Source organism: Pseudomonas caspiana (genome assembly GCF_002158995.1).
Taxonomy (GTDB): domain Bacteria; phylum Pseudomonadota; class Gammaproteobacteria; order Pseudomonadales; family Pseudomonadaceae; genus Aquipseudomonas; species Aquipseudomonas caspiana.
Window position 1 is genome coordinate 16,714 of sequence record NZ_LOHF01000039.1, and the last position, 19,884, is coordinate 36,597.

Annotated in this window: 15 protein-coding genes; 5 read left to right on the top strand and 10 right to left on the bottom strand. The window is 57.7% G+C overall.

The genetic code is table 11. From position 1 onward, the window contains the following. Positions 1-20 precede the first annotated feature (20 nt). Positions 21-1,937 (top strand): HAMP domain-containing methyl-accepting chemotaxis protein, encoded by a 1,917-nt coding sequence (locus tag AUC60_RS26520; protein ID WP_087274426.1) that lies wholly within the window; start codon positions 21-23, stop codon positions 1,935-1,937. Between the two features lie 277 nt (positions 1,938-2,214). Continuing rightward, positions 2,215-4,158 (top strand): methyl-accepting chemotaxis protein, encoded by a 1,944-nt coding sequence (locus AUC60_RS26525; RefSeq protein WP_087274428.1) that lies wholly within the window; start codon positions 2,215-2,217, stop codon positions 4,156-4,158. A 127-nt stretch (positions 4,159-4,285) separates the two neighbouring features. On the opposite strand, the gene AUC60_RS26530 is transcribed toward AUC60_RS26525, so the two are convergent. The 10 genes from AUC60_RS26530 to bioB all read right to left on the bottom strand — a co-directional run bounded on the left by AUC60_RS26530 (position 4,286) and on the right by bioB (position 16,087). Continuing rightward, positions 4,286-4,447 carry a YqaE/Pmp3 family membrane protein gene (locus AUC60_RS26530; RefSeq protein ID WP_049826708.1) on the bottom strand — a complete coding sequence of 54 codons (162 nt, stop codon included), beginning with the start codon at positions 4,445-4,447 and terminating at the stop codon, positions 4,286-4,288. Between the two features lie 368 nt (positions 4,448-4,815). After that, positions 4,816-6,594, bottom strand: coding sequence for an acyl-CoA dehydrogenase C-terminal domain-containing protein (locus AUC60_RS26535; protein WP_087274430.1), 1,779 nt, complete (start codon positions 6,592-6,594; stop codon positions 4,816-4,818). A gap of 306 nt (positions 6,595-6,900) precedes the next feature. Then, the gene (locus AUC60_RS26540; protein WP_087274432.1) at positions 6,901-8,193 is read right to left on the bottom strand and encodes a GGDEF domain-containing protein; all 1,293 of its coding nucleotides are present in this window, start codon (positions 8,191-8,193) and stop codon (positions 6,901-6,903) included. A gap of 538 nt (positions 8,194-8,731) precedes the next feature. Continuing rightward, positions 8,732-10,537 carry a phenylacyl-CoA dehydrogenase gene (locus AUC60_RS26545; RefSeq protein WP_087274434.1) on the bottom strand — a complete coding sequence of 602 codons (1,806 nt, stop codon included), beginning with the start codon at positions 10,535-10,537 and terminating at the stop codon, positions 8,732-8,734. A gap of 345 nt (positions 10,538-10,882) precedes the next feature. Then, positions 10,883-11,179 carry a pyrroloquinoline quinone biosynthesis protein PqqE gene (locus tag AUC60_RS26550; RefSeq protein ID WP_087274436.1) on the bottom strand — a complete coding sequence of 99 codons (297 nt, stop codon included), beginning with the start codon at positions 11,177-11,179 and terminating at the stop codon, positions 10,883-10,885. A gap of 291 nt (positions 11,180-11,470) precedes the next feature. Continuing rightward, complete coding sequence (gene bioD / locus AUC60_RS26555; protein ID WP_087274438.1) at positions 11,471-12,151, bottom strand: dethiobiotin synthase; 681 nt, start codon at positions 12,149-12,151, stop codon at positions 11,471-11,473. 32 nt (positions 12,152-12,183) lie between these two features. Next, positions 12,184-12,996, bottom strand: a complete 813-nt coding sequence (gene bioC / locus AUC60_RS26560) for a malonyl-ACP O-methyltransferase BioC (protein ID WP_087274440.1) — start codon at positions 12,994-12,996, stop codon at positions 12,184-12,186. Then, on the bottom strand, positions 12,989-13,720 hold the full coding sequence (locus tag AUC60_RS26565; RefSeq protein WP_087274442.1) for an alpha/beta fold hydrolase: 732 nt from the start codon (positions 13,718-13,720) through the stop codon (positions 12,989-12,991). Before AUC60_RS26565 ends, bioC begins: the two co-directional genes overlap by 8 nt. Next, positions 13,713-14,903 carry an 8-amino-7-oxononanoate synthase gene (gene bioF / locus AUC60_RS26570; protein WP_087274444.1) on the bottom strand — a complete coding sequence of 397 codons (1,191 nt, stop codon included), beginning with the start codon at positions 14,901-14,903 and terminating at the stop codon, positions 13,713-13,715. Before bioF ends, AUC60_RS26565 begins: the two co-directional genes overlap by 8 nt. Positions 14,904-15,031: 128 nt before the next feature. After that, positions 15,032-16,087 (bottom strand): biotin synthase BioB, encoded by a 1,056-nt coding sequence (gene bioB / locus AUC60_RS26575; protein ID WP_087274446.1) that lies wholly within the window; start codon positions 16,085-16,087, stop codon positions 15,032-15,034. Between the two features lie 122 nt (positions 16,088-16,209). On the opposite strand from bioB, the gene AUC60_RS26580 reads away from it, so the two are divergent. The 3 genes from AUC60_RS26580 to AUC60_RS26590 all read left to right on the top strand — a co-directional run bounded on the left by AUC60_RS26580 (position 16,210) and on the right by AUC60_RS26590 (position 19,878). After that, on the top strand, positions 16,210-16,944 hold the full coding sequence (locus tag AUC60_RS26580) for a ComF family protein (RefSeq protein WP_087274448.1): 735 nt from the start codon (positions 16,210-16,212) through the stop codon (positions 16,942-16,944). 185 nt (positions 16,945-17,129) lie between these two features. Further along, positions 17,130-17,894: a TOBE domain-containing protein gene (locus AUC60_RS26585; protein WP_087274452.1), complete on the top strand. Its 765-nt coding sequence runs from the start codon at positions 17,130-17,132 to the stop codon at positions 17,892-17,894. Between the two features lie 82 nt (positions 17,895-17,976). Next, positions 17,977-19,878, top strand: a complete 1,902-nt coding sequence (locus AUC60_RS26590) for a PhoX family protein (RefSeq protein WP_087274450.1) — start codon at positions 17,977-17,979, stop codon at positions 19,876-19,878. Positions 19,879-19,884 lie beyond the last annotated feature (6 nt).

Consider the following 19,884-nt stretch of genomic DNA (forward strand, 5'->3'; position numbering starts at 1 on the left):
AGTCCGCCAAGGAGTGGGTCATGCATCGCTGGTTTACCCGAAGTCTCGCTAATGCGAGTGTCAGCTTGAAATTGGCAATTGGCTTTGGCCTGGTCGTGTTGATGACCCTGGTGATCAGCGCCACAGGATGGTTCAGCACACAGAACCTGATCTCCCGCGGCGACCGCGTGACCGCAATTGCGGACGTTAACGAGGTGACCCTCCAGTTGCGTGTCAGCCGCATGCGCTACGAGGTGCTTTATAACGCTGAGACCGAAGCCGAGGTCAAAGCCAACCTTGATAAGCTCGACGCACGCCTGAAAAAGGCGCGGGAGCTACTTCGCTCTCCGGCCAACATTGCGCTGCTGGATAAGCAGATACAGTCTGCTCGTGAGTATCGCGACGCCTTCAGTGAAATGGTCAAAGCCATCGCAACGCGTGAAGGCAGTCGCAGCCAGATGGGCGACAGTGCCGACAAGGCCGTCGCGGAAGCGGACAAAATCGAAGCGGCTCTGCTCACGGCCGATGACATTCTGGCTTTCAACAGCATCGTCGATGTCAGCAAGCAGATCCAGCAGGCGCGCTTTCAAGTACGCGGTTATACCTACAGCGGTCGACCTGAATTCGAAAAGAACGCCAATCAAGCCATTGATGAAGCCATGACTGGCATCAACACCCTGGCCGGAAGTATCTCCTCCGTTTATTTGCCACAGTTGCAGCAAGCGCTCGAAGGCCTGAAAGGTTATCGCGCAGCAGTGGGCGTGTACCGCGACGCCCAAGGCGCCAGCAAAGCAGCGCTGGAAAAGATGACCGTAATTGGCGTCAAGATGCTCGACGTCAACAACCAGATGATTGCTACCCAGAACAAGAGCCGTGATGACGAAAGCGCGCAATCGGTGCAGATGATCAGCATAGCAACGGTATTAGCCCTGCTTTTCAGCATCCTTGCAGCGTGGATCATTACTCGCCAGATCTCCACGCCTTTGCGCGAGACGCTGGAAGTCGTAGAGCGCGTGGCCGCCGGTGATCTGAGTCGCGACCTGACCATTGATCGAAAGGACGAACTGGGCTCTCTGCAACGCAGCATCCAGACTATGACCGTCAACCTGCGCCAGTTGATCGGCGGAATTCGCGACGGCGTGACCCAGATCGCCAGTGCAGCTGAAGAGCTGTCTGCGGTGACCGAGCAAACCAGTGCCGGGGTCAACAGCCAGAAGGTCGAGACTGACCAGGTAGCGACCGCGATGCATGAGATGACTGCCACCGTGCAGGAAGTCGCACGTAATGCCGAGGAGGCCTCTGAGGCGGCCGTCGCGGCAGATCAGCAAGCTCGTGAAGGTGATCGCGTGGTTAACGAAGCCATCACTCAGATAGAGCGTCTGGCCTCGGAAGTGGGCAACTCTACCGAAGCCATGAACGAACTCAAGCGTGAAAGCGACAAGATTGGCAGCGTGCTGGACGTGATCAAGTCGGTTGCACAACAAACCAACCTGCTCGCTCTCAACGCCGCCATCGAAGCAGCGCGCGCGGGTGAAGCTGGTCGAGGCTTCGCGGTTGTCGCCGACGAAGTCCGAAGCCTCGCCCAACGTACTCAGAAGTCGACTGAAGAGATCGAGCAACTGATTGCAGGCCTGCAGAGTGGCACGCAGCAAGTGGCGGCCATCATGGATAACAGCCGCGAATTGACCGTAAGCAGTGTGGAACTGACGCGCCGCGCCGGTAGTTCGCTGGAAAACATCACCAAGACCGTTTCGGCGATCCAGGCGATGAACCAACAGATTGCCGCAGCAGCTGAAGAGCAAAGCGCTACCGCCGAAGAGATCAACCGCAGCATCCTTAACGTGCGCGATGTCTCCGAACAGACTTCCGCTGCCAGTGAAGAAACCGCAGCCTCCAGTGTTGAACTGGCGCGACTGGGCAATCACCTCCAGGTGATGGTGAGTAAGTTTAAGGTTTAACGCCTATCGGCTTTTATGTGGGAGCGGTGCTTGCCCGCGATAAGTTTCAGGTGATTGACCTGCAGAATCGAGTTGATCTTATCGCGGGCAAGCACCGCTCCCACAAAGAGACCGCGCTGTGTCAGGACATGGCGCGTGACTTCATTCACACACCCCACTCAGAATCCTCCTACGACCGACTCAGGTCGCGCTCTTCTTTGCCCTGCCGATGCGCTGACAACGTAGATCCTGGCTCGCCCAGGCCCTACCTGTTTCGCACACTTGCAGGAGCTTTCCGATGTTTCGATGGATCAACCACACACTTGGCAACACCAGCGTAAAACTCAAACTGTCTTTGGGTTTCGGTCTGGTGCTGATGCTCACAATGGCGATCACCCTGACCGGCTGGCATGGTCTGGACACCATGATCGAACGCTCGGAATCCCTGACGTCCATCGGCCAACTGAGCAACATGACCAAGGATTTGCGCACCGATCGCATTATCTTTCGGCAGAAAAACAGCCCGGAAAACGCGAACAAAGTCGTCAATCAACTCAACGGGCTGGAGAGTCACCTGGAGACGTTGCGCAAAGAAATCGACGACAGCAAAAGCGTCAGTTTGCTGACCGGGCAGAGCAAGCTCGTCGCCGACATGGAGAAGACCTTCGCGGCGCTCAATGAGGAGAACCAGCGGCGAGATCTATCCCGGAGTCAGCTGGAACAGCAATCGGAACAGGCAGTACAGGCCGTCGCGCTGGTGGAGAGCGAAGTGCTTAAAGCCGTTAGCCAGGAACAGGACAATGGAGAGCGGCTGGACGAATTCACCAACATCTCCCAACTCAAACAGCAGATCCAGAACGCTCGATTTCAGGTGCAGGCCTACACCTTCACTGCACGCGATGTGTATGAAACGGCAGCCATTGCGGCTATCGATGAATCACTGAAGGAGGTGCAGCAGATTGGCCAGGATCAGGCCGACAGTAATCTTAAAGGTCTGCAGCCTGCTAAAGAGGCGCTGGAGCGTTATCGTGCTCAGCTCGGTCACTTCAAGGACATTCAGGTCAAAGTTGAGGCCGCTCAGGAGACGCTCGAAGACCTGGGCGACAAGATGCTCAACAGCGTTGCCGAACTCCTTGCGCTGCAAAGCCAGCAACGTGATACCGAAGCTGACACCTCTCGCACGACACTGAGCAGTGTTGCCTCACTGGCATTACTGCTCGGCCTGCTCGCCGCCTGGGTCATGACGCAACAGATCATCGCCCCGCTGCGCCAGACACTTGCGGCGGCAGAGCGCATCGCCAAAGGTGATTTGAGCAAAGATTTGCAGGTTCAGCGCAAAGATGAAATGGGACAACTTCAAGACAGCATGCAGGCCATGACCCTCAGCTTGCGACAACTGATCGGCGGGATCAGCCAGGGCGTGGCGCAGATTACCGACGCGGCGCAGCAGTTATCCGCAGTGACCGAACAGACCAGCACCGGGGTCAACAGCCAGAAAGACGAGACCGATCAGGTTGCTGCGGCCATGAACGAAATGACCGCTACCGTGCACGAAGTGGCACGCAGCGCGCAGGATGCCTCTCAGGCGGCAGCTCAAGCAGACCAGCAGGCGCGTGAAGGAGACAAGGTGGTCGGTGAAGCGATCGGGCAGATTGAGCAATTGGCAGATGAGGTCAAGAAATCAACCCAGGCCATGAACCGACTGAAGCTGGAAAGCGACAAGATCGGCGGTGTACTGGACGTCATCAAGTCGGTGTCACAACAAACCAATCTATTAGCGCTGAACGCCGCCATCGAAGCCGCACGCGCCGGCGAAGCAGGACGCGGTTTTGCCGTCGTGGCCGATGAAGTACGCGGCCTGGCGCAGCGCACTCAGCAATCCACAGAAGAGATCGAGGAGTTGATCGCGGCACTGCAAAGCGGCACCCAACAAGTCGCTACCACACTGGATAACAGCCGCAGCCTGACCGACAACAGCGTGCAACTGAGCCGCCGCGCAGGCAGTGCGCTGGAGCAGATCACCCGCACCGTATCCACCATTCAGGACATGAACCAACAGATAGCCACCGCCAGCGAAGAGCAAAGCGCCGTGGCCGAGCAGATCAATCGCAACATTATCAGTGTGAGGGATGTGTCAGAGCAGACCGCTGAGGCGAGCGATCAAACGGCGGCGTCCAGCGTAGAGCTGGCGCGGCTGGGCACACAGTTGCAGGAATTGGTGGCGAAGTTCCGGGTGGGTTGAAGATCAACGTGTAGGAGTAGAGCTTGCTCACGATAAGGGCACCCGATTTCAGGCCAATTGCGTCCAGCCTTATCGCGAGCAGGCTCTACTCCCACATAAGAAATGTGCCCGATTCAAAAATATCGAATTATTTCCGGCTGGCGATGATGTACACAGCGTGGATGATGCCTGGGAAGTAACCAAGGATGGTCAGCAGGATGTTCAACCAGAACGCGCCGGCGAAACCGACTTGCATGAACACGCCCACGGGCGGCAGCAGAATAGCGAAGATGATGCGAATAATGTCCATGGGATAGCTCCAGATTTTAAATGGCTCTCGTAAGCCACACAGCGAATTGACCTGCGGGCGGTGAAAGAGGTTCCATTTTGGTCTGGCAACAAGCCATTACCGAGCGAATTCAACGGCTGTAGCTGCTGCAGATTGCCTGCAACTTAATCGGCCCCAATAAGAAAACCCCGCCTAAGCGGGGTTTTGCAGACTGTTTCCCTGACTTCCCTTTCTCCCCACCATCCTGGCAGGCATCCTTACGTGTCCGTGTTATTTGTTGCGCTTCCTGCGCTACGTCCTTGGAATAAAGATTAACTTTGGATCCATTACAGCGATAGAGGCCAAATAGCACCACAACATGTAAGCAAATGCTTACAGAGCGTCTGTCGTCAAAATTGCGCCGCCTCCAGCAGGAACAGCGAGTCGCTTCCCGCCTTGACCGAAGCACTCAGCGAGTGGATGCGCGGCAGCAAACGGGCGAAGTAAAAACGTGCCGTCCCAAGCTTGCTGGCGTAGAAATCTTCCTGAGCTTCTTTGCCCAACGCCGCTTTGGCCATCATCGCCCACAGATAGGCATAAGTGGTGTAGCCAAACACATGCAAATACTCAACGGACGCCGCACCAATTTCCTGCGGATTGTTACGGGAGCGATCGAGAATCCAGTGGGTCAGTTCGTCCAGCGTATCCAGCGCAGCGCTCAGCGGCTTGGTGAACTCGCTCAATGACGCATCAGAGCCAGCGATGAAGCCACGGACCTCGTCAGCAAACAGCTTGTAATACGCACCGCCGCTGCCAACGATCTTGCGACCGACCAAGTCCAGCGCCTGAATGCCGTTGGTGCCTTCGTAGATCTGGGTGATGCGCACATCACGCACCAGTTGCTCCTGGCCCCACTCACGAATGTAGCCATGGCCGCCAAATACTTGCTGGCCGTGAATAGTCGTTTCCAGTCCCATGTCGGTCAGGAACGCTTTGGCGACTGGCGTCAGCAGCGCGACCAGTTCATCAGCCCGCTGACGAGCAACCTCATCTTCGCTGAATTTGGCGATATCCAGTTGCATGGCCACGTAAGTGGAGAATGCCCGACCGCCCTCATTCAGCGCTTTCATGGTCAGCAACATACGCCGCACATCCGGATGGACGATGATCGGGTCAGCCACTTTTTCGGGCTGCTGTGCGCCAGTCGGTGAACGGCTTTGCAGACGATCACGGGCGTAATCAATGGCATTTTGGTAAGAGCGCTCACCCGACGCCAGCCCCTGAATACCTACGCCAAGACGCTCGTAATTCATCATGGTGAACATGGCCGCCAGGCCTTTGTTTGGCTCGCCGATCAGATAGCCAACGGCTTCGTCGAAGTTCATGACGCAGGTCGCGGACGCCTGAATGCCCATTTTGTGTTCAATGGAACCGCAGCTCACGGTGTTACGCGCACCCAGGCTGCCATCGGCATTGACCATGAATTTCGGCACCAGGAACAGTGAGATACCTTTTGGCCCGGCAGGCGCATCAGGCAACTTGGCCAAGACCAGATGGATGATGTTTTCGGTGAGGTCGTGCTCGCCACCGGTGATGAAAATCTTGGTGCCGGAAATCTTGTAAGAATCATCCGCCTGCGGTTCGGCCTTTGTACGGATAATGCCAAGATCAGTCCCTGCGTGGGCTTCAGTCAGGCACATCGAACCCGACCAGGCGCCGGAATACATGTTCGGCAGGTAAGCAGCCTTGAGTTCTTCTGTGGCGTGAGTGTTGATCGAAACACAGGCCCCGGAAGTCAGCATCGGATAAAGACCAAAGGCAAGGCTCGCCGAATTGAGCATCTCCTCGACCTGAGCCGAAACCGCTTTGGGCATGCCCATGCCACCGAAATCAGGATTACCGCCGACGCCGACCCAGCCGCCCTCGGCATAGGTTTGATAGGCCTGTGGAAAACCGTCGGGGGTGGTCACGGCGGTGTCATTCCAGCGACAGCCCTGCTCGTCACCATTGCGGCTCAACGGAGCGATGCCTTTGCTGGTGACCTTGCCTGCTTCCTCAAGGATGGCTTCGACTGTTTCAGCATCAACCGTCTCGGCCAGTGCCGGTAACTGCGCCCAAAGCTTCGAGACTTCGAAGACTTCATTAAGTACGAAACGCATATCGCGCAACGGCGCTTTGTAGTCAGCCATGGCAAACCTCACAGGAACAGGAGCAGTACGTTCGAATGGAGTGATCTCGCAGAGAAAGCGCGAAATCAGTGTCGATGAACCGAGTGTACTCGAACACCATTAGCGACACATAGGGTCGATATATGACCATTTATCAAATAGTAGTCACGAAAATATGCGCCAATCCTCAGAAGCCCACGGCTGTCCGGGTTCATGCCATTTTTCTGTAGGAGCGCAAGGAGGTAACGGCGGCCGCAAAGCGGTGTGTCCGGCAAACAGCTATCACGGCCTGGCGATGTTCACAGAGAAGTGCGCGTGCCGAGGAGGTTAAGCGGCCGCAGTCCGCACAGCACCGCGTTTGGTGCTCTGCCCATGAGACATGACACAGTTGCGGCCTGCGCCTTTGGCGGCGTACAACGCCTGATCTGCCGCTTTGAGGACTTCTTCGGGAGTGCGGTGTTCCGGCAGACGTTCGGCGACGCCAATACTGACGGTCACCGACACGCTGGTCGCCGGTCCTGCCCCACGTCGCTGGCGACCTTGCTGATCATCCTTGGGGCGGTTATCCGGGTTACGCAACTGAATCTCATAGTTGGCGATGACTTCGCGAATGGCCTCCAGATGAGGAATGCATTCCTCAATGGACTTGGCGGCAAATACGATGGCGAATTCCTCACCGCCGTAGCGATAAGCCTTACCGCCGCCGTTGGTGATTTTCGAAAGTTTGCTGGCCACCAGCCGGAGCACCTGATCACCCACATCATGGCCATGGGTGTCGTTGAATTTCTTGAAGTGGTCGACATCGCTCATCGCCAGAACGTAATTACGCCCCAGACGCTGCATACGCTCGTTGAGGGCGCGGCGTCCCGGCAGCCCGGTCAATTCATCCCGGAAAGCCATTTGATAGGCCTCATGAGCAACACCCGCAGCAATCATCAACATGACCTGACTGCACATGATGTTCAGCGTGAACGGCAGAATGAAAGTTTTCGGCAATGCCCAGAATAATCCAAGCAAGCCAATCAACTGCGCGGCATGCAGCGGCCGAGGTTTGCGCACGTACTGGGTAATCAATAAGGCGAAGGCAATCAGGAAGGATACGTACGACAGCTGAATCAGGCTCATCCACGATCCGTGCAACGCAGGCCAGCGGATTTCTGCCAGCGAGGCCAGCAGCGCCGCCGGGTAGCTCTGCTCCAGCCCCAGCGCAACACCACCGACGGCCACTAATACCGCAAGTCGTGCGACCAGGTCTTGAACCAGATGAGTTCGCTCCTCCCAGGCCGCGTAAGTGCCATATAACAACGGCAGCAGCAGACACACGAGATGAAACACCACAGCTGCGTCTTCACGAACCTTGCCGTTGTCCCGAAAGTAGTCAGTCTGGGTATCGAGCAAAAAGTACGCGATATACACGGTGATCATCAGAAACAGCTCGCGCTGGCGACGATAGACACAGCAATACGCGCCGCCCAACAGCAGGACCAGCGTGGGCAGAACGTTGAACAGGGACGTGAAGAAAACGTTCAGGTCCTTGACGTACGCAGCCGCCAGCCCCGCCAGCAATAAAAACAGCGAGGGGAGAAAATGACTCAAGCGTGCAGCAGAAGAACGCAACAAAAGGGATGTCTCCTACCCATCACAGGGTAAAGAACTTAGTAGCTGGCATTGTGCCTTCATCCGCTCGGATATGCATTCAGAAGAACTAAATAGCAGGCTACTTTCTTTAACGGCAGCAATCCGAAAATGTTTATTGCAGGGAGATGAAGATCGCGGAGCGGCACTAATAAGCCATACCGGGGGCACCGCCTCGCGAACAAGTTCGCTCCTACCGAGATTCCCTGCATCATCCGGATTTGCTTACCGCAGGACCCGAGTGGACGATGACATCACCGGTAGGAGCTGTCCCTTCGTCACTCACACCGCGCTGTCGCGCAGCAAAAATTGAATCTGTAGGAGCGCACGAGCACCGCGAGGCGGCGATGGCGGTGTATCAGACAGTACGCCATCGCGGCCTCGCGGTGCTCGTGCGCTCCTACAGAAAAATATTCCAATCAGATAGTTGTAGTTTGTTTGCGAACGGCGCCCCCGATACGAGCAGCCACAAAAAAGCCGCCTCCCCCGAAGGAGAAGCGGCTTTGAGTGAAACCGGCGAGGCTTAGTAAGCCAGGCCGAAATCCTCTTCTTTCATGTCCATCAGGTTATTGGCACCCGACAGCATGGCGGCGACGTGTGAACGGGTGCGCGGCAGGATGCGCTGGAAGTAGAAGCGCGCGGTCTGCAACTTGGCGGTATAGAACGCCTCTTCGCTGGTACCGGCCGCGAGCTTCTCGGACGCCACGCGGGCCATGTCAGCCCAGAAGTAAGCCAGGCAGGCGTAACCGGAATACATCAGGTAATCCACCGAGGCGGCACCGACTTCTTCACGGTCCTTCATGGCGGCCATGCCCACTTTCATGGTCAGTTCGCCCCACTCCTTGTTCAGAGCCGCCAGCGGAGTGATGAACTCCTGAACCGCTTCGGCGCCTTCGTTGTTCTGGCAGAACTTGTGGACGATCTTGGTGAAGCCTTTCAGTGCTTCGCCTTGAGTCATCAGCACTTTACGACCCAGCAGGTCGAGCGCCTGAATACCGGTGGTGCCTTCGTACAGCATCGAAATGCGGCTGTCGCGAACGTTCTGCTCCATGCCCCACTCGGCAATGAAGCCGTGACCGCCGTAGATTTGCACACCGTGGTTAGCGGACTCAAAGCCCACTTCGGTCATGAATGCCTTGGCAATCGGAGTCATGAACGCCAGCAGTGCATCAGCCTGCTTCTTGTGCTCGGCGTCTTGACTGTACTTGGCGATATCAACCTGCTTGGCAGTGAAGTACACCATGGCACGGGTGCCTTCAGAGAAGGCCTTCATGGTCAGCAGCATACGACGTACATCAGGGTGAACGATGATCGGGTCAGCGGCTTTGTCCGGCGCTTTTGGGCCAGTCAGGGAACGCATCTGCAAGCGATCACGCGCGTATTTCAGGCCTCCTTGAAAGCCGATTTCGGCATGAGCCAGACCTTGCAGCGCAGTACCCAGACGCGCAGTGTTCATGAAGGTGAACATGCAGTTCAGGCCTTTGTTCGCCGGGCCGATCAGGAAACCGGTGGCCGCGTCAAAGTTCATCACGCAGGTCGCGTTGCCGTGAATACCCATCTTGTGTTCCAGAGAACCACAGGTCACGGCATTGCGCTCGCCAACGCTGCCGTCAGCGTTTGGCAGGAATTTCGGCACGATGAACAGCGAGATACCTTTGGTGCCCGCTGGAGCATCGGGCAGGCGCGCCAGTACGATATGGACGATGTTATCGGCCATGTCGTGCTCGCCAGCCGAGATAAAGATTTTGGTACCGGTCACGCGGTACGAGCCATCAGCCTGAGGTTCGGCCTTGGTACGCAGCATGCCCAGGTCAGTGCCGCAGTGGGATTCGGTCAGGCACATGGTGCCGGTCCATTCACCGGAAACCAGCTTGGTCAGGTACAGGTGCTGCTGTTCTTCGGTGCCGTGTTCGGAAATGGTGTTCATCGCGCCATGCGACAGGCCTGGGTACATGCCCCACGACCAGTTGGCTTCGCCGACCATTTCGCTGACCGCGAGCCCCAAAGACTCAGGCAAGCCCTGACCACCATGCTCCACATCATGCGCCAGACTTGGCCAGCCACCTTCGACGAATTGCTTGTAAGCCTCTTTGAAGCCGCTCGGGGTCTTCACACCCGACTCGCTCCAGGTACAACCTTCCAGATCACCAACACGATTCAACGGTGCCAGAACCTGCTCACAAAATTTGGCGCCCTCTTCAAGAATGGCGTCGACCATATCTGGAGTAGCGTCCTGGCAAGCCGGCAGACTTTGATAGTGCGCTTCGTAGCCGAGCAGTTCGTCACGTACGAAGCGAATATCACGCAAGGGGGCCTTGTAGTCAGGCATAGCGATAAACCTCTGCTGATGAAACCTGGAAATGTGTGACCGATCGGTCGCTGTGGGAACGTTCCCCAACCACCGGACAATCTCGGATGCCTAGCGGTCAAACAGGTGTTTGAAACATACGTTTACGCCCAAATCTTGTCAAGCATGCGTCTGCAACCTTTCATCCCCTGAAGTTTTACAGGGCGCACGGGCAAAGGCGTGCAGCGCTGCACAAGCCGTTCGTCGATGGCATGAGTCTAGTTGAGAGAGTCGGGTTTGCAGAGCAGCTGCGCAGGAAATAGAAGCGGGTGATGGCAGGGAATTCAGCGCATGCCGTGCGCGATCGCACGGCACAGAGGGGATAAATCAGGCGTAGGTATCGATCAACGTGCCGAGCATTTCGTCGCTGGCTTTTTGTACGGCAACACCGGCTTCAACCTGGCTTTTGCCCGAGGCCATTTCGACCAGATTGGCAGACAGGTCGGAACGCTGGGAACGATCAACTGAACGCAGGTTTTCAAGCTGGAAGTCTGAAGACTGGCTTCTGCCAGACACTTCAATGTTGCTGCTGGCGATTTGAGTAGCCGCCTGATCGACACGCGACTGCCCAACTTCCATTGCACTGAGGCCTGGATACAGCGTGTTGTTCATGGTGATTTGCATAAGTCGATCCTCTGTTCATAAAGCGAACACGGGCTTATTTAAGCAGTAAACCCAGTGAAACACCCGACAAAAAGACTAATGGCACTAGGCCTCTTCATAGACTAATCCTTTTTGCCTTGGCCAGTTTACTGCTTCGAACAGCCTCGCATTGGTCAATTTTTGTGCAGTGGCGCACATCTCGGCTACACCAACTCCCTGCAGGAGCCATCGGAGGTTACGACGATCGCCAAGCGGTGTCTCAGACAGACCGCAACGCAGCCTTCGGCAGCGCTTACATAAACCGCTCAGCGATCAATCCAGCAATTCCAGATGCAGATGCTCCGCCACTGCATCAGCCCCGGCCTTCTTCAACTTGGGCACGCGACCCAGACATGGCGCAGGCAAGCGCTCTGCCAATGTGGCCAGATTTTCTTCGAGGCGCGAGGTTTTCGGATCAATGATATTGGCCACCCAACCGGCCAATTGCAGGCCATCGGCGGCGATGGCTTCGGCGGTCAGCAACGCATGGCTGATACATCCCAGGCGCACGCCAACAACCAGAATGACCGGCAACTGCAGGCCGACGGCTAAATCCGACAGGTTGGCCTGGTCGGCCAGCGGCACACGCCAGCCACCCGCCCCTTCGATCAGAGTGAAGTCAGCATTGCGGGCCAGCAATAAACGCATTGGACCGAGCAGCGCCTGCACCGTGAGCGTCACGCCCGCCTCTCGTGCAGCCAGATGCGGCGCGATGGCGGGTTCGAACGCAAACGGATTGATCTCGTCATAACTCAGCGCCATAGAACTTTCAGCCATCAGCGCCAAGGCATCCGCGTTACGCAGGCCGTCAGAGGCAATTACGCAGCCCGACGCGACCGGTTTACCCGCAAGAGTGCTCAGCCCGCTCAACCGCGCGGCATGCAGCAAGCCCGCAGCGATGGTGGTTTTACCGACATCGGTGTCGGTGCCTGCGATGAAGTACGCACGGCTCATCTCGGCAATCCCTTCTAACTAACGTGGTGAACTCAGACTGCTTTTTCCAGCACGGCGTAGACGACCTGATACGTCGCAGGCAACCCCTCAGGCTGGCGATAACCTTCATACGCCTCAATCAAGGCTAGTAGTCGCGCGCGTCCGGTCAAACCGCCGGGACGGCCCGGATTCAGATTGTGCGCGCCCAACGCTTTCAACTCATGTGTGAGGCTGCGCACATCCGGGTAATGCAAAACATGAGGCCTGACCTCAAGCGAGCGTACTCGCATCCCGCTGGACGCGCACAACTGACGGTAATCGTCGAGTTGCCGGAAGCGATTGACGTGAACCAGACCGTCCACCGCCTGCCAACTGTCGCGCAACTCATAAAGCGTACCGACACACAGACTGGCGAAGGCGAACACTCCACCCGGTTGCATTACACGGCGAGCTTCACTGAGGACAGCCGCAAAATCGGCACACCACTGAACCGCCAGACTCGAGAAAATCAGCTCACAACTGTCATCGCGCAACGGCATGCGCTCTGCATCGCCAGCGACGAAATGCTCGGCACCACCCAAAGGCTGCGCGTGGCGCAACATGCCTTCAGCGATATCCAGCGCCACGCCTGCGCTGCCTGTAAAAGTCTCGGCCAGCGCGCGACTGAAGTAGCCCGTGCCGCTGCCCAGATCCAGCCAGCGCTGAGCATTCAGACCGGCAGGCAGACGCGACAGCAGTTCGCCGCCTACCGCACGCTGCAATTCCGCAACGCTGTCATAACTGCCCGCCGCACGAGAAAAAGAGGCCGCCACCTGGCGTTTGTCTGGCAAACCACCCGGCAGCCGTGGATTGGAAAGATCAGTCATCACCGGACTCATGCAAAAAAGCGTGGATCGCCGCCGCCACGCCGTGAGGGTTTTCCAGCAGGAAGGCGTGACTGGCCTGTTCGATCAGCCCCACTTCCACATCAGGTAGCAGCGCCAGCAGATCACTCGCCGCCTCGGCGGGCACAAACGCATCCAGCCCGGCGAACAGATGCAGTTGCGGGCCGCGAAAGGTCTGCAACGCGCTGCGGGTATCGAGTTGCTCGAGCAACTGCAGGCCATGCACCAATGCATTGACGGAGCCATGAGGAGCACCGGCCTTGAGCAGTCGCGAGATTGCACGTGGATCTTCGGCCCCTTGCGCACAGAGCAGACTGAAGCGCTTCAAGGTCGCGGCGGGCTGATCGATACACCCGGTCAGGAACGCATCGAAATCCCCGGCGGGCATCGCATTGGGCCACGCGCCACGAGGTACGAAGCTGGCGTTGCTGGCCAGCGTCAGCAGACCGCAGCAACGCTCACCACGACGCGCCGCCAACTCAGCCGCGAGCATACCGCCCAGCGACCAGCCACCCAGCCACGCGTCATCGGGCAACGTCGAGTCCAGTTCGTCGAGCCATTCTCGAGGATCGCTGCTGTCCAGTTCCGGTAACGGCTCGATTTCCACCCGAAGGTGCTCATCGAGGCCACGCAACGCAGCAGCCAAAGGTTCCAGAGGCGAGATGCCCAAACCCCACCCCGGTAACAGAATCAAACGATCACGCATGCTTTGGCTCCACCGATTCGCTCGCGCCCAGCAGCGGGTAACACTGCGCCAATGCATTCAACAATAGCTGCACTTGGGCGGCGCTGTGTGCGGCGGATAACGTCACGCGCAAACGCGCACTGCCTGCGGGCACAGTCGGTGGTCGGATAGCGGTCACCAGCAGGCCGTGCTCACGCAGCATCTGCGAGAGACGCACGGCTTGCCCGGCATCGCCAATCAGGATCGGCTGGATCGGCGTGAAGCTGTCCATTAGCGTCAGGCCAATCTGTTCGGCTCCGTCGCGAAACTGTGCGATCAAGCGCGCCAAGTGTTCACGACGCCAATGCTCGGTGCGCAGCAGCTCAAGACTTTTCAACGTCGCGCACGCCAAAGCCGGTGGCTGGCTAGTGGTGTAGATGTAAGGGCGAGCGAACTGGATAAGCGTTTCGATCAACTCATCGCTGCCCGCGACAAAGGCTCCGGACGTGCCGAACGCTTTACCCAACGTGCCGATCAATACCGGCACGTCATCCATGCCTAAACCAAAATGCTCAACGATACCGCCGCCATGGGTACCCAACGGACCGAAGCCATGAGCATCGTCAACCATCAGCCAGGCACCTTTGGCTTTCGCGGTTTGCGCCAGGGTCGGCAGATCAGCGATATCGCCATCCATGCTGAACACTCCATCGGTGACCACCAGCGTATCGCCAACGGCCTTCTCCAGACGTGTACTCAAACTCTGAGCGTCATTGTGCAGATAACGGGAAAACCGCGCGCCGCTGAGCAATCCGGCATCCAGTAGCGAAGCGTGATTGAGGCGATCTTCGAGCACGGTATCGCCCTGCCCGACCAACGCCGTGACAGCACCAAGGTTGGCCATGTAACCGTTGGAGAACAACAGCGCCCGGGGTCGACCGGTGAGCTCGGCCAGCGCCTCTTCAAGTTCGTGATGCGGGCTGCTATGGCCAATCACCAGATGCGATGAGCCACCGCCTACGCCCCACTTATCGGCACCGGCCTGCCAGGCTGCAATAATCTCGGGGTGATTGGCCAGCCCCAGGTAATCGTTGTTGCAGAACGCCAGCAACGGCTTGCCGTCGACCACCACTTCAGGGCCTTGAGGGCTTTGCAACAAAGGGCGCTGGCGATAGAGATTGTCAGCACGCCGGGAAGCCAGACGTGCGCTCAGATCGAAAGACATGGAAGGCCTCGGGGAGGGAAGCTGTCTGGAGTTCCATGTGGGAGCGAGGCCTGCCCGCGATAGGGGTTAACCAAAATCGCGGGCAAGCCTCGCTCCCACAGGACCTCGACCCAACAGGAATCTGCGCGTTAAACCACTGCGTTATAGAACTGCTCGCTACTTTTTTGCTCAACCAGCGCCTGCTCGATGGCAGCCTGGTGCACTTCGTCAGCATGTTCTTCGCGAGCTTCCGGCTTGATGCCCAGTCGCGAGAACAACAGCATGTCTTTGTCAGCCTGCGGGTTCGCGGTGGTCAGCAACTTGTCGCCGTAGAAGATCGAGTTGGCACCGGCAAAAAACGCCAGCGCCTGCATTTGCTCGTTCATGGCCTCACGACCTGCCGACAGACGCACGTGGGACTGCGGCATCAGAATGCGCGCCACGGCAAGCATGCGGATGAAATCAAACGGATCGATGTCTTCGGCATTTTCCAACGGCGTACCGGCGACCTTGACCAGCATGTTGATCGGCACCGATTCCGGATGCTCTGGCAGGTTAGCCAACTGGATCAACAAATTGGCGCGGTCATCCAGCGACTCACCCATGCCCAGAATGCCGCCCGAACAGATCTTCATCCCGGAATCACGCACGTAAGCCAGTGTTTGCAGGCGCTCACTGTAGGTTCGGGTCGTGATGATGCTGGTGTAGAAATCCGGCGATGTATCCAGGTTGTGGTTGTAGTAATCCAGGCCTGCCGACGCCAGCGCTTCAGTCTGTTCCTGATCCAGACGACCGAGCGTCATGCAGGTTTCCAGGCCAAGGGCTTTCACGCCTTTGACCATTTCCAGCACGTAAGGCATGTCTTTGGCCGAAGGATGCTTCCAGGCAGCGCCCATGCAGAAGCGGGTCGAGCCAATGGCCTTGGCGCGAGCGGCCTCTTCGAGAACCTTCTGCACTTCCAGCAGCTTTTCTTTTTCCAGGCCGGTGTTGTAGTGGCCCGACTGCGGGCAGTACTTACAGTCTTCCGGGCAGGCGCCGGTCTTGATCGACAGCAGGGTCGAGACCTGCACGCGATTGGCGTCGAAGTGAGCACGGTGCACAGTCTGCGCCTGAAACAGCAGGTCATTGAAAGGCTGTACGAACAGCGCTTTGACCTCAGCTAAAGTCCAGTCATGACGCAAAGTGGCGGTGGTGCTGGCGCTCATCGGGCGGTCCTCGGTTTCTGCATTGGTTCTGTTAGCGAACGACCCTGCGACTCAACCCTGCTTGAACAGGCTGAAAGTCCACAGTCGTGACACGGATATGTCGGCATGTTTAAGGAAGAGCCATGCGCTGTCAACCACATCCTACGTATCAGGTTTACAACTGGTTAAAAAACAAACAATCATGTTTATTATGTGATGAATCAACCGATACGCCTTATGCCATCTGTACCGCCTGCGAAACCGAACTGCCTTGGCTTGGCGACCAATGCCAGCAATGCGCACTCCCGCTGGGAATGTCAGGCCTGAGTTGCGCGCAATGCATTCGAAACGCACCGGCTTTCGATGAGGTCGCGGCTCCCTGGCTGTACCAGTTCCCCATCGACAGTCTGATTACGCGCTTCAAGCATCAGGGCAACTGGCCAATGGGACGCCTGATGGCGCAATTGCTCGGGCAGTTTCTGCAACACCGCTTCGAAGAAGACCTGCCCCGCCCGGACTTTCTCCTGCCCGTGCCACTCGCCGTAAAACGCCTGCGCCAGCGCGGCTACAACCAGGCCGCAATGCTCGCTGACTGGCTGGGCGATCAACTGCAACTGCCGGTGGAGGAGCGGCTGATACTGCGCACTCAGGAAACCCCGGCCCAACAAGGCCTCGACGCCAAAGCCCGCAAGCGCAACCTGCGGAATGCGTTTGTTGTGATGGATGGGGAGAAGATCAAAGGCAAGCATGTGGCGCTGGTGGACGATGTGCTGACAACCGGTTCAACGGCGGATGTGATTGCGAAGCTGCTGATTAAGGCCGGGGCGTGTCGGGTGGATGTTTATTGTTTGGCGCGGACGCCCAAACCGGGGGATTGATTAGCATCAACAGAGAACGGCATTTTGTAGGAGCTGCCGAAGGCTGCGAAGCATTCATCCTGACACGCCGCCATCGCAGCCTCCGGCAGCGCCTACAGGTATGAGTCTGGCGCTAGACACTGCACACCTATAAGTACCTCATGCCTTACACTGCCAGCCATCATCACGACCAAAAAGCTGCCCCCATGCCCCTACCCACCCTGCTTACTCAACACATGGTCCGTCGCCCGCAACGTATTGCGCTGTTGCAGCACATTGCCGAGCAGGGCTCGATCACCCGGGCGGCGAAGAGTGCGGGGTTGAGTTACAAGGCGACGTGGGATGCCATTGATGAGCTGAACAACCTGGCACAGCAGCCGTTGGTCGAGCGCAGTGTCGGCGGGCGCGGCGGTGGTGGTGCGAAGCTGTCTGTCGAGGGCGAACGCGTTTTGCGTTTGTACCATCGTCTGCAAGCGCTTCAGGCTCAGGTTCTGGAAGCCACTGAAGAAAGCGCCGACCTGGATTTACTCAGCCGCCTGACATTGCGCACCAGTGCTCGCAACCAGTTACTGGGGCGTGTCGAGAGCATCAACGCTCACGGCCACAACGATCTGGTCCGCCTGCGTCTGGCCGGAGATGTGTTCATCAATGCACAGATCACCCACGACAGCACGCTGCGCCTGGATCTGGCGGTGGACACCGATGTGGTGGCTCTGATCAAGGCCGGCTGGCTGGAAGTACAGGCACCCGGGCATCCTGTAACAAATGGACACAATTGCTTGAGCGGCACGATAGAAGAGGTCATCGACGCGACTGATGGTCCCAGCGAGGTGCGTATCACCCTTCCCAGCGGGCAGATTCTCTGCACGTTGGCAGAGCCCGCGCAGCTTGCGACCCTTCAGCTAAAAACGGGCAGCGGCGTGCAGGTTCAATTCGCGCCATCCCTCGTGCTGCTGGGCACGCCGCTGTAAGCGCAACGGCGTCATTGCCGCGACACAATTTCGTCATATCTGCTCACTAAGGTGTCTGCCACACCTGCTGGGAGCCGTGTTGATGAAACTACTAGAAGAAAACCAATCTACAGACCTCGAACAAATGGTCGGCCTGACCCGCCGTGGCTTCATCACCGCTGGCGCCTTGTGTGGCGCAGCGATGTTTCTCGGCGGCGGCCTGTTGAGCCGCACCGCGCTGGCCAAGAGTGTCAGCGCCGCATCAGGCACGCTGCTGGGTTTCGACAGCATTCCAGCCGCCACGGCTGACAGCATCAGCTTGCCGCCGGGTTATAAATCTTCCGTGCTGATCAGTTGGGGTCAGCCGCTGCACGTGGGCGGCCCGGCATTCGACCCGAGCGGCAAAGGCACCGCCGAGGCGCAGGAAGTGCAGTTCGGCGATAACAACGATGGCATGAGCCTGTTCCCGATGCCGGGTCATAAAGACCGCGCGCTGATGGCCATCAACAACGAATACACCAACTACCGCTACCTGTTCGATCACGGCAAAGAGCCTCAGTCCGCTGAAGACGTGCGCAAAGCGCTGGCCAGTGAAGGCGTGTCGGTGATTGAAGTGCAGCAAAAGAACGGCAAATGGCAGTTCGTACAAAACTCCAAATACAACCGCCGCATCCATGGCAATACCCCGATCAATCTGAGCGGCCCTGCCGCCGGGCACGAGTGGCTCAAGACTGCGGCCGACAAAACCGGTACCAAAGCCTTGGGCACCTTTCAGAACTGCGCCAACGGCAAAACGCCGTGGGGCACTTACCTGACCTGCGAAGAGAACTTCACCGACTGCTTCGGTAGCACCGATCCCGAGCAGAAGTTCGACGCGGGCATCAAGCGTTACGGCGCTGTTGCCGCCAGCAAGGAAATCAACTGGCACCAGCATGATCCGCGCTTCGACCTGGCCAAAAACCCCAACGAGATCAATCGCCATGGTTGGGTTGTGGAAATCGATCCGTTCGACCCGAAATCCACCCCGGTCAAACGCACCGCGCTGGGTCGCTTCAAACATGAAAACGCTGCGCTGGCCGAAACAAAAGGCGGCCGCGTAGTGGTGTACATGGGCGACGACGAGCGTGGCGAATTCATCTACAAGTTCATCAGCCGCGACAAGGTCAATCACAAAGATCCGAAAGCCAACCGTAACCTGTTGGACCACGGCACCCTGTACGTCGCACGTTTTGACAATGGAGACGGCAACCCGGATCGACCCAAAGGTACCGGTGAGTGGATCGAGTTGACCCACGGTAAAAATGGTCTGGATGCAGCTGCTGGCTTCAACAACCAGGCCGAAGTGCTGATCCATGCTCGCCTAGCGGCCAGCGTTGTGAAAGCCACGCGCATGGACCGCCCTGAATGGATCGTGGTCAGCCCGAAAGACGGTCAGGTTTATTGCACGCTGACCAACAACGCCAAGCGTGGCGATGATGGGCAACCGGTTGGCGGGCCTAACCCTCGGGCGAAAAACCAGTATGGGCAGATCCTGCGCTGGCGCGAAAACGACGACAACGCCTCGGCAATGGCCTTCGACTGGGATCTGTTTGTGGTTGCGGGCAACCCGACCGTACACAGCGGCACGCCACAAGGCGGATCGAGCAACATCAACCCGCAGAACATGTTCAACAGCCCGGACGGCCTGAGTTTCGATAGCGCCGGTCGCCTGTGGATCCAGACTGACGGCGACTCCAGCAACAAAGGCGACTTCGCTGGCATGGGCAACAATCAGATGTTATGTGCCGACCCGCACAGCGGCGAAATCCGTCGCTTCATGGTCGGCCCGATTGGTTGCGAAGTCACCGGCATCAGCTTCGCGCCGGATTACAAAACCATGTTCATCGGCATCCAGCATCCAGGTGAAAACGGCGGTTCGACCTTCCCCGAGCACCTGCCCAACGGCAAACCGCGTTCATCGGTGATGGTGATTACGCGGGATGATGGGGGCGTGATCGGCGCGTAATCACCA

Coding starts and splice junctions, on each gene's coding strand:
- AUC60_RS26520 (WP_087274426.1), top strand. CDS start 21: ATGCATCGCTGGTTTACCCGAAGTCTCGCTAATGCGAGTGTCAGCTTG.
- AUC60_RS26525 (WP_087274428.1), top strand. CDS start 2,215: ATGTTTCGATGGATCAACCACACACTTGGCAACACCAGCGTAAAACTC.
- AUC60_RS26530 (WP_049826708.1), bottom strand. CDS start 4,447: ATGGACATTATTCGCATCATCTTCGCTATTCTGCTGCCGCCCGTGGGC.
- AUC60_RS26535 (WP_087274430.1), bottom strand. CDS start 6,594: ATGGCTGACTACAAAGCGCCGTTGCGCGATATGCGTTTCGTACTTAAT.
- AUC60_RS26545 (WP_087274434.1), bottom strand. CDS start 10,537: ATGCCTGACTACAAGGCCCCCTTGCGTGATATTCGCTTCGTACGTGAC.
- AUC60_RS26550 (WP_087274436.1), bottom strand. CDS start 11,179: ATGCAAATCACCATGAACAACACGCTGTATCCAGGCCTCAGTGCAATG.
- bioD (WP_087274438.1), bottom strand. CDS start 12,151: ATGAGCCGTGCGTACTTCATCGCAGGCACCGACACCGATGTCGGTAAA.
- bioC (WP_087274440.1), bottom strand. CDS start 12,996: ATGACTGATCTTTCCAATCCACGGCTGCCGGGTGGTTTGCCAGACAAA.
- AUC60_RS26565 (WP_087274442.1), bottom strand. CDS start 13,720: ATGCGTGATCGTTTGATTCTGTTACCGGGGTGGGGTTTGGGCATCTCG.
- bioF (WP_087274444.1), bottom strand. CDS start 14,903: ATGTCTTTCGATCTGAGCGCACGTCTGGCTTCCCGGCGTGCTGACAAT.
- bioB (WP_087274446.1), bottom strand. CDS start 16,087: ATGAGCGCCAGCACCACCGCCACTTTGCGTCATGACTGGACTTTAGCT.
- AUC60_RS26580 (WP_087274448.1), top strand. CDS start 16,210: ATGCGCTGTCAACCACATCCTACGTATCAGGTTTACAACTGGTTAAAA.
- AUC60_RS26585 (WP_087274452.1), top strand. CDS start 17,130: ATGCCCCTACCCACCCTGCTTACTCAACACATGGTCCGTCGCCCGCAA.
- AUC60_RS26590 (WP_087274450.1), top strand. CDS start 17,977: ATGAAACTACTAGAAGAAAACCAATCTACAGACCTCGAACAAATGGTC.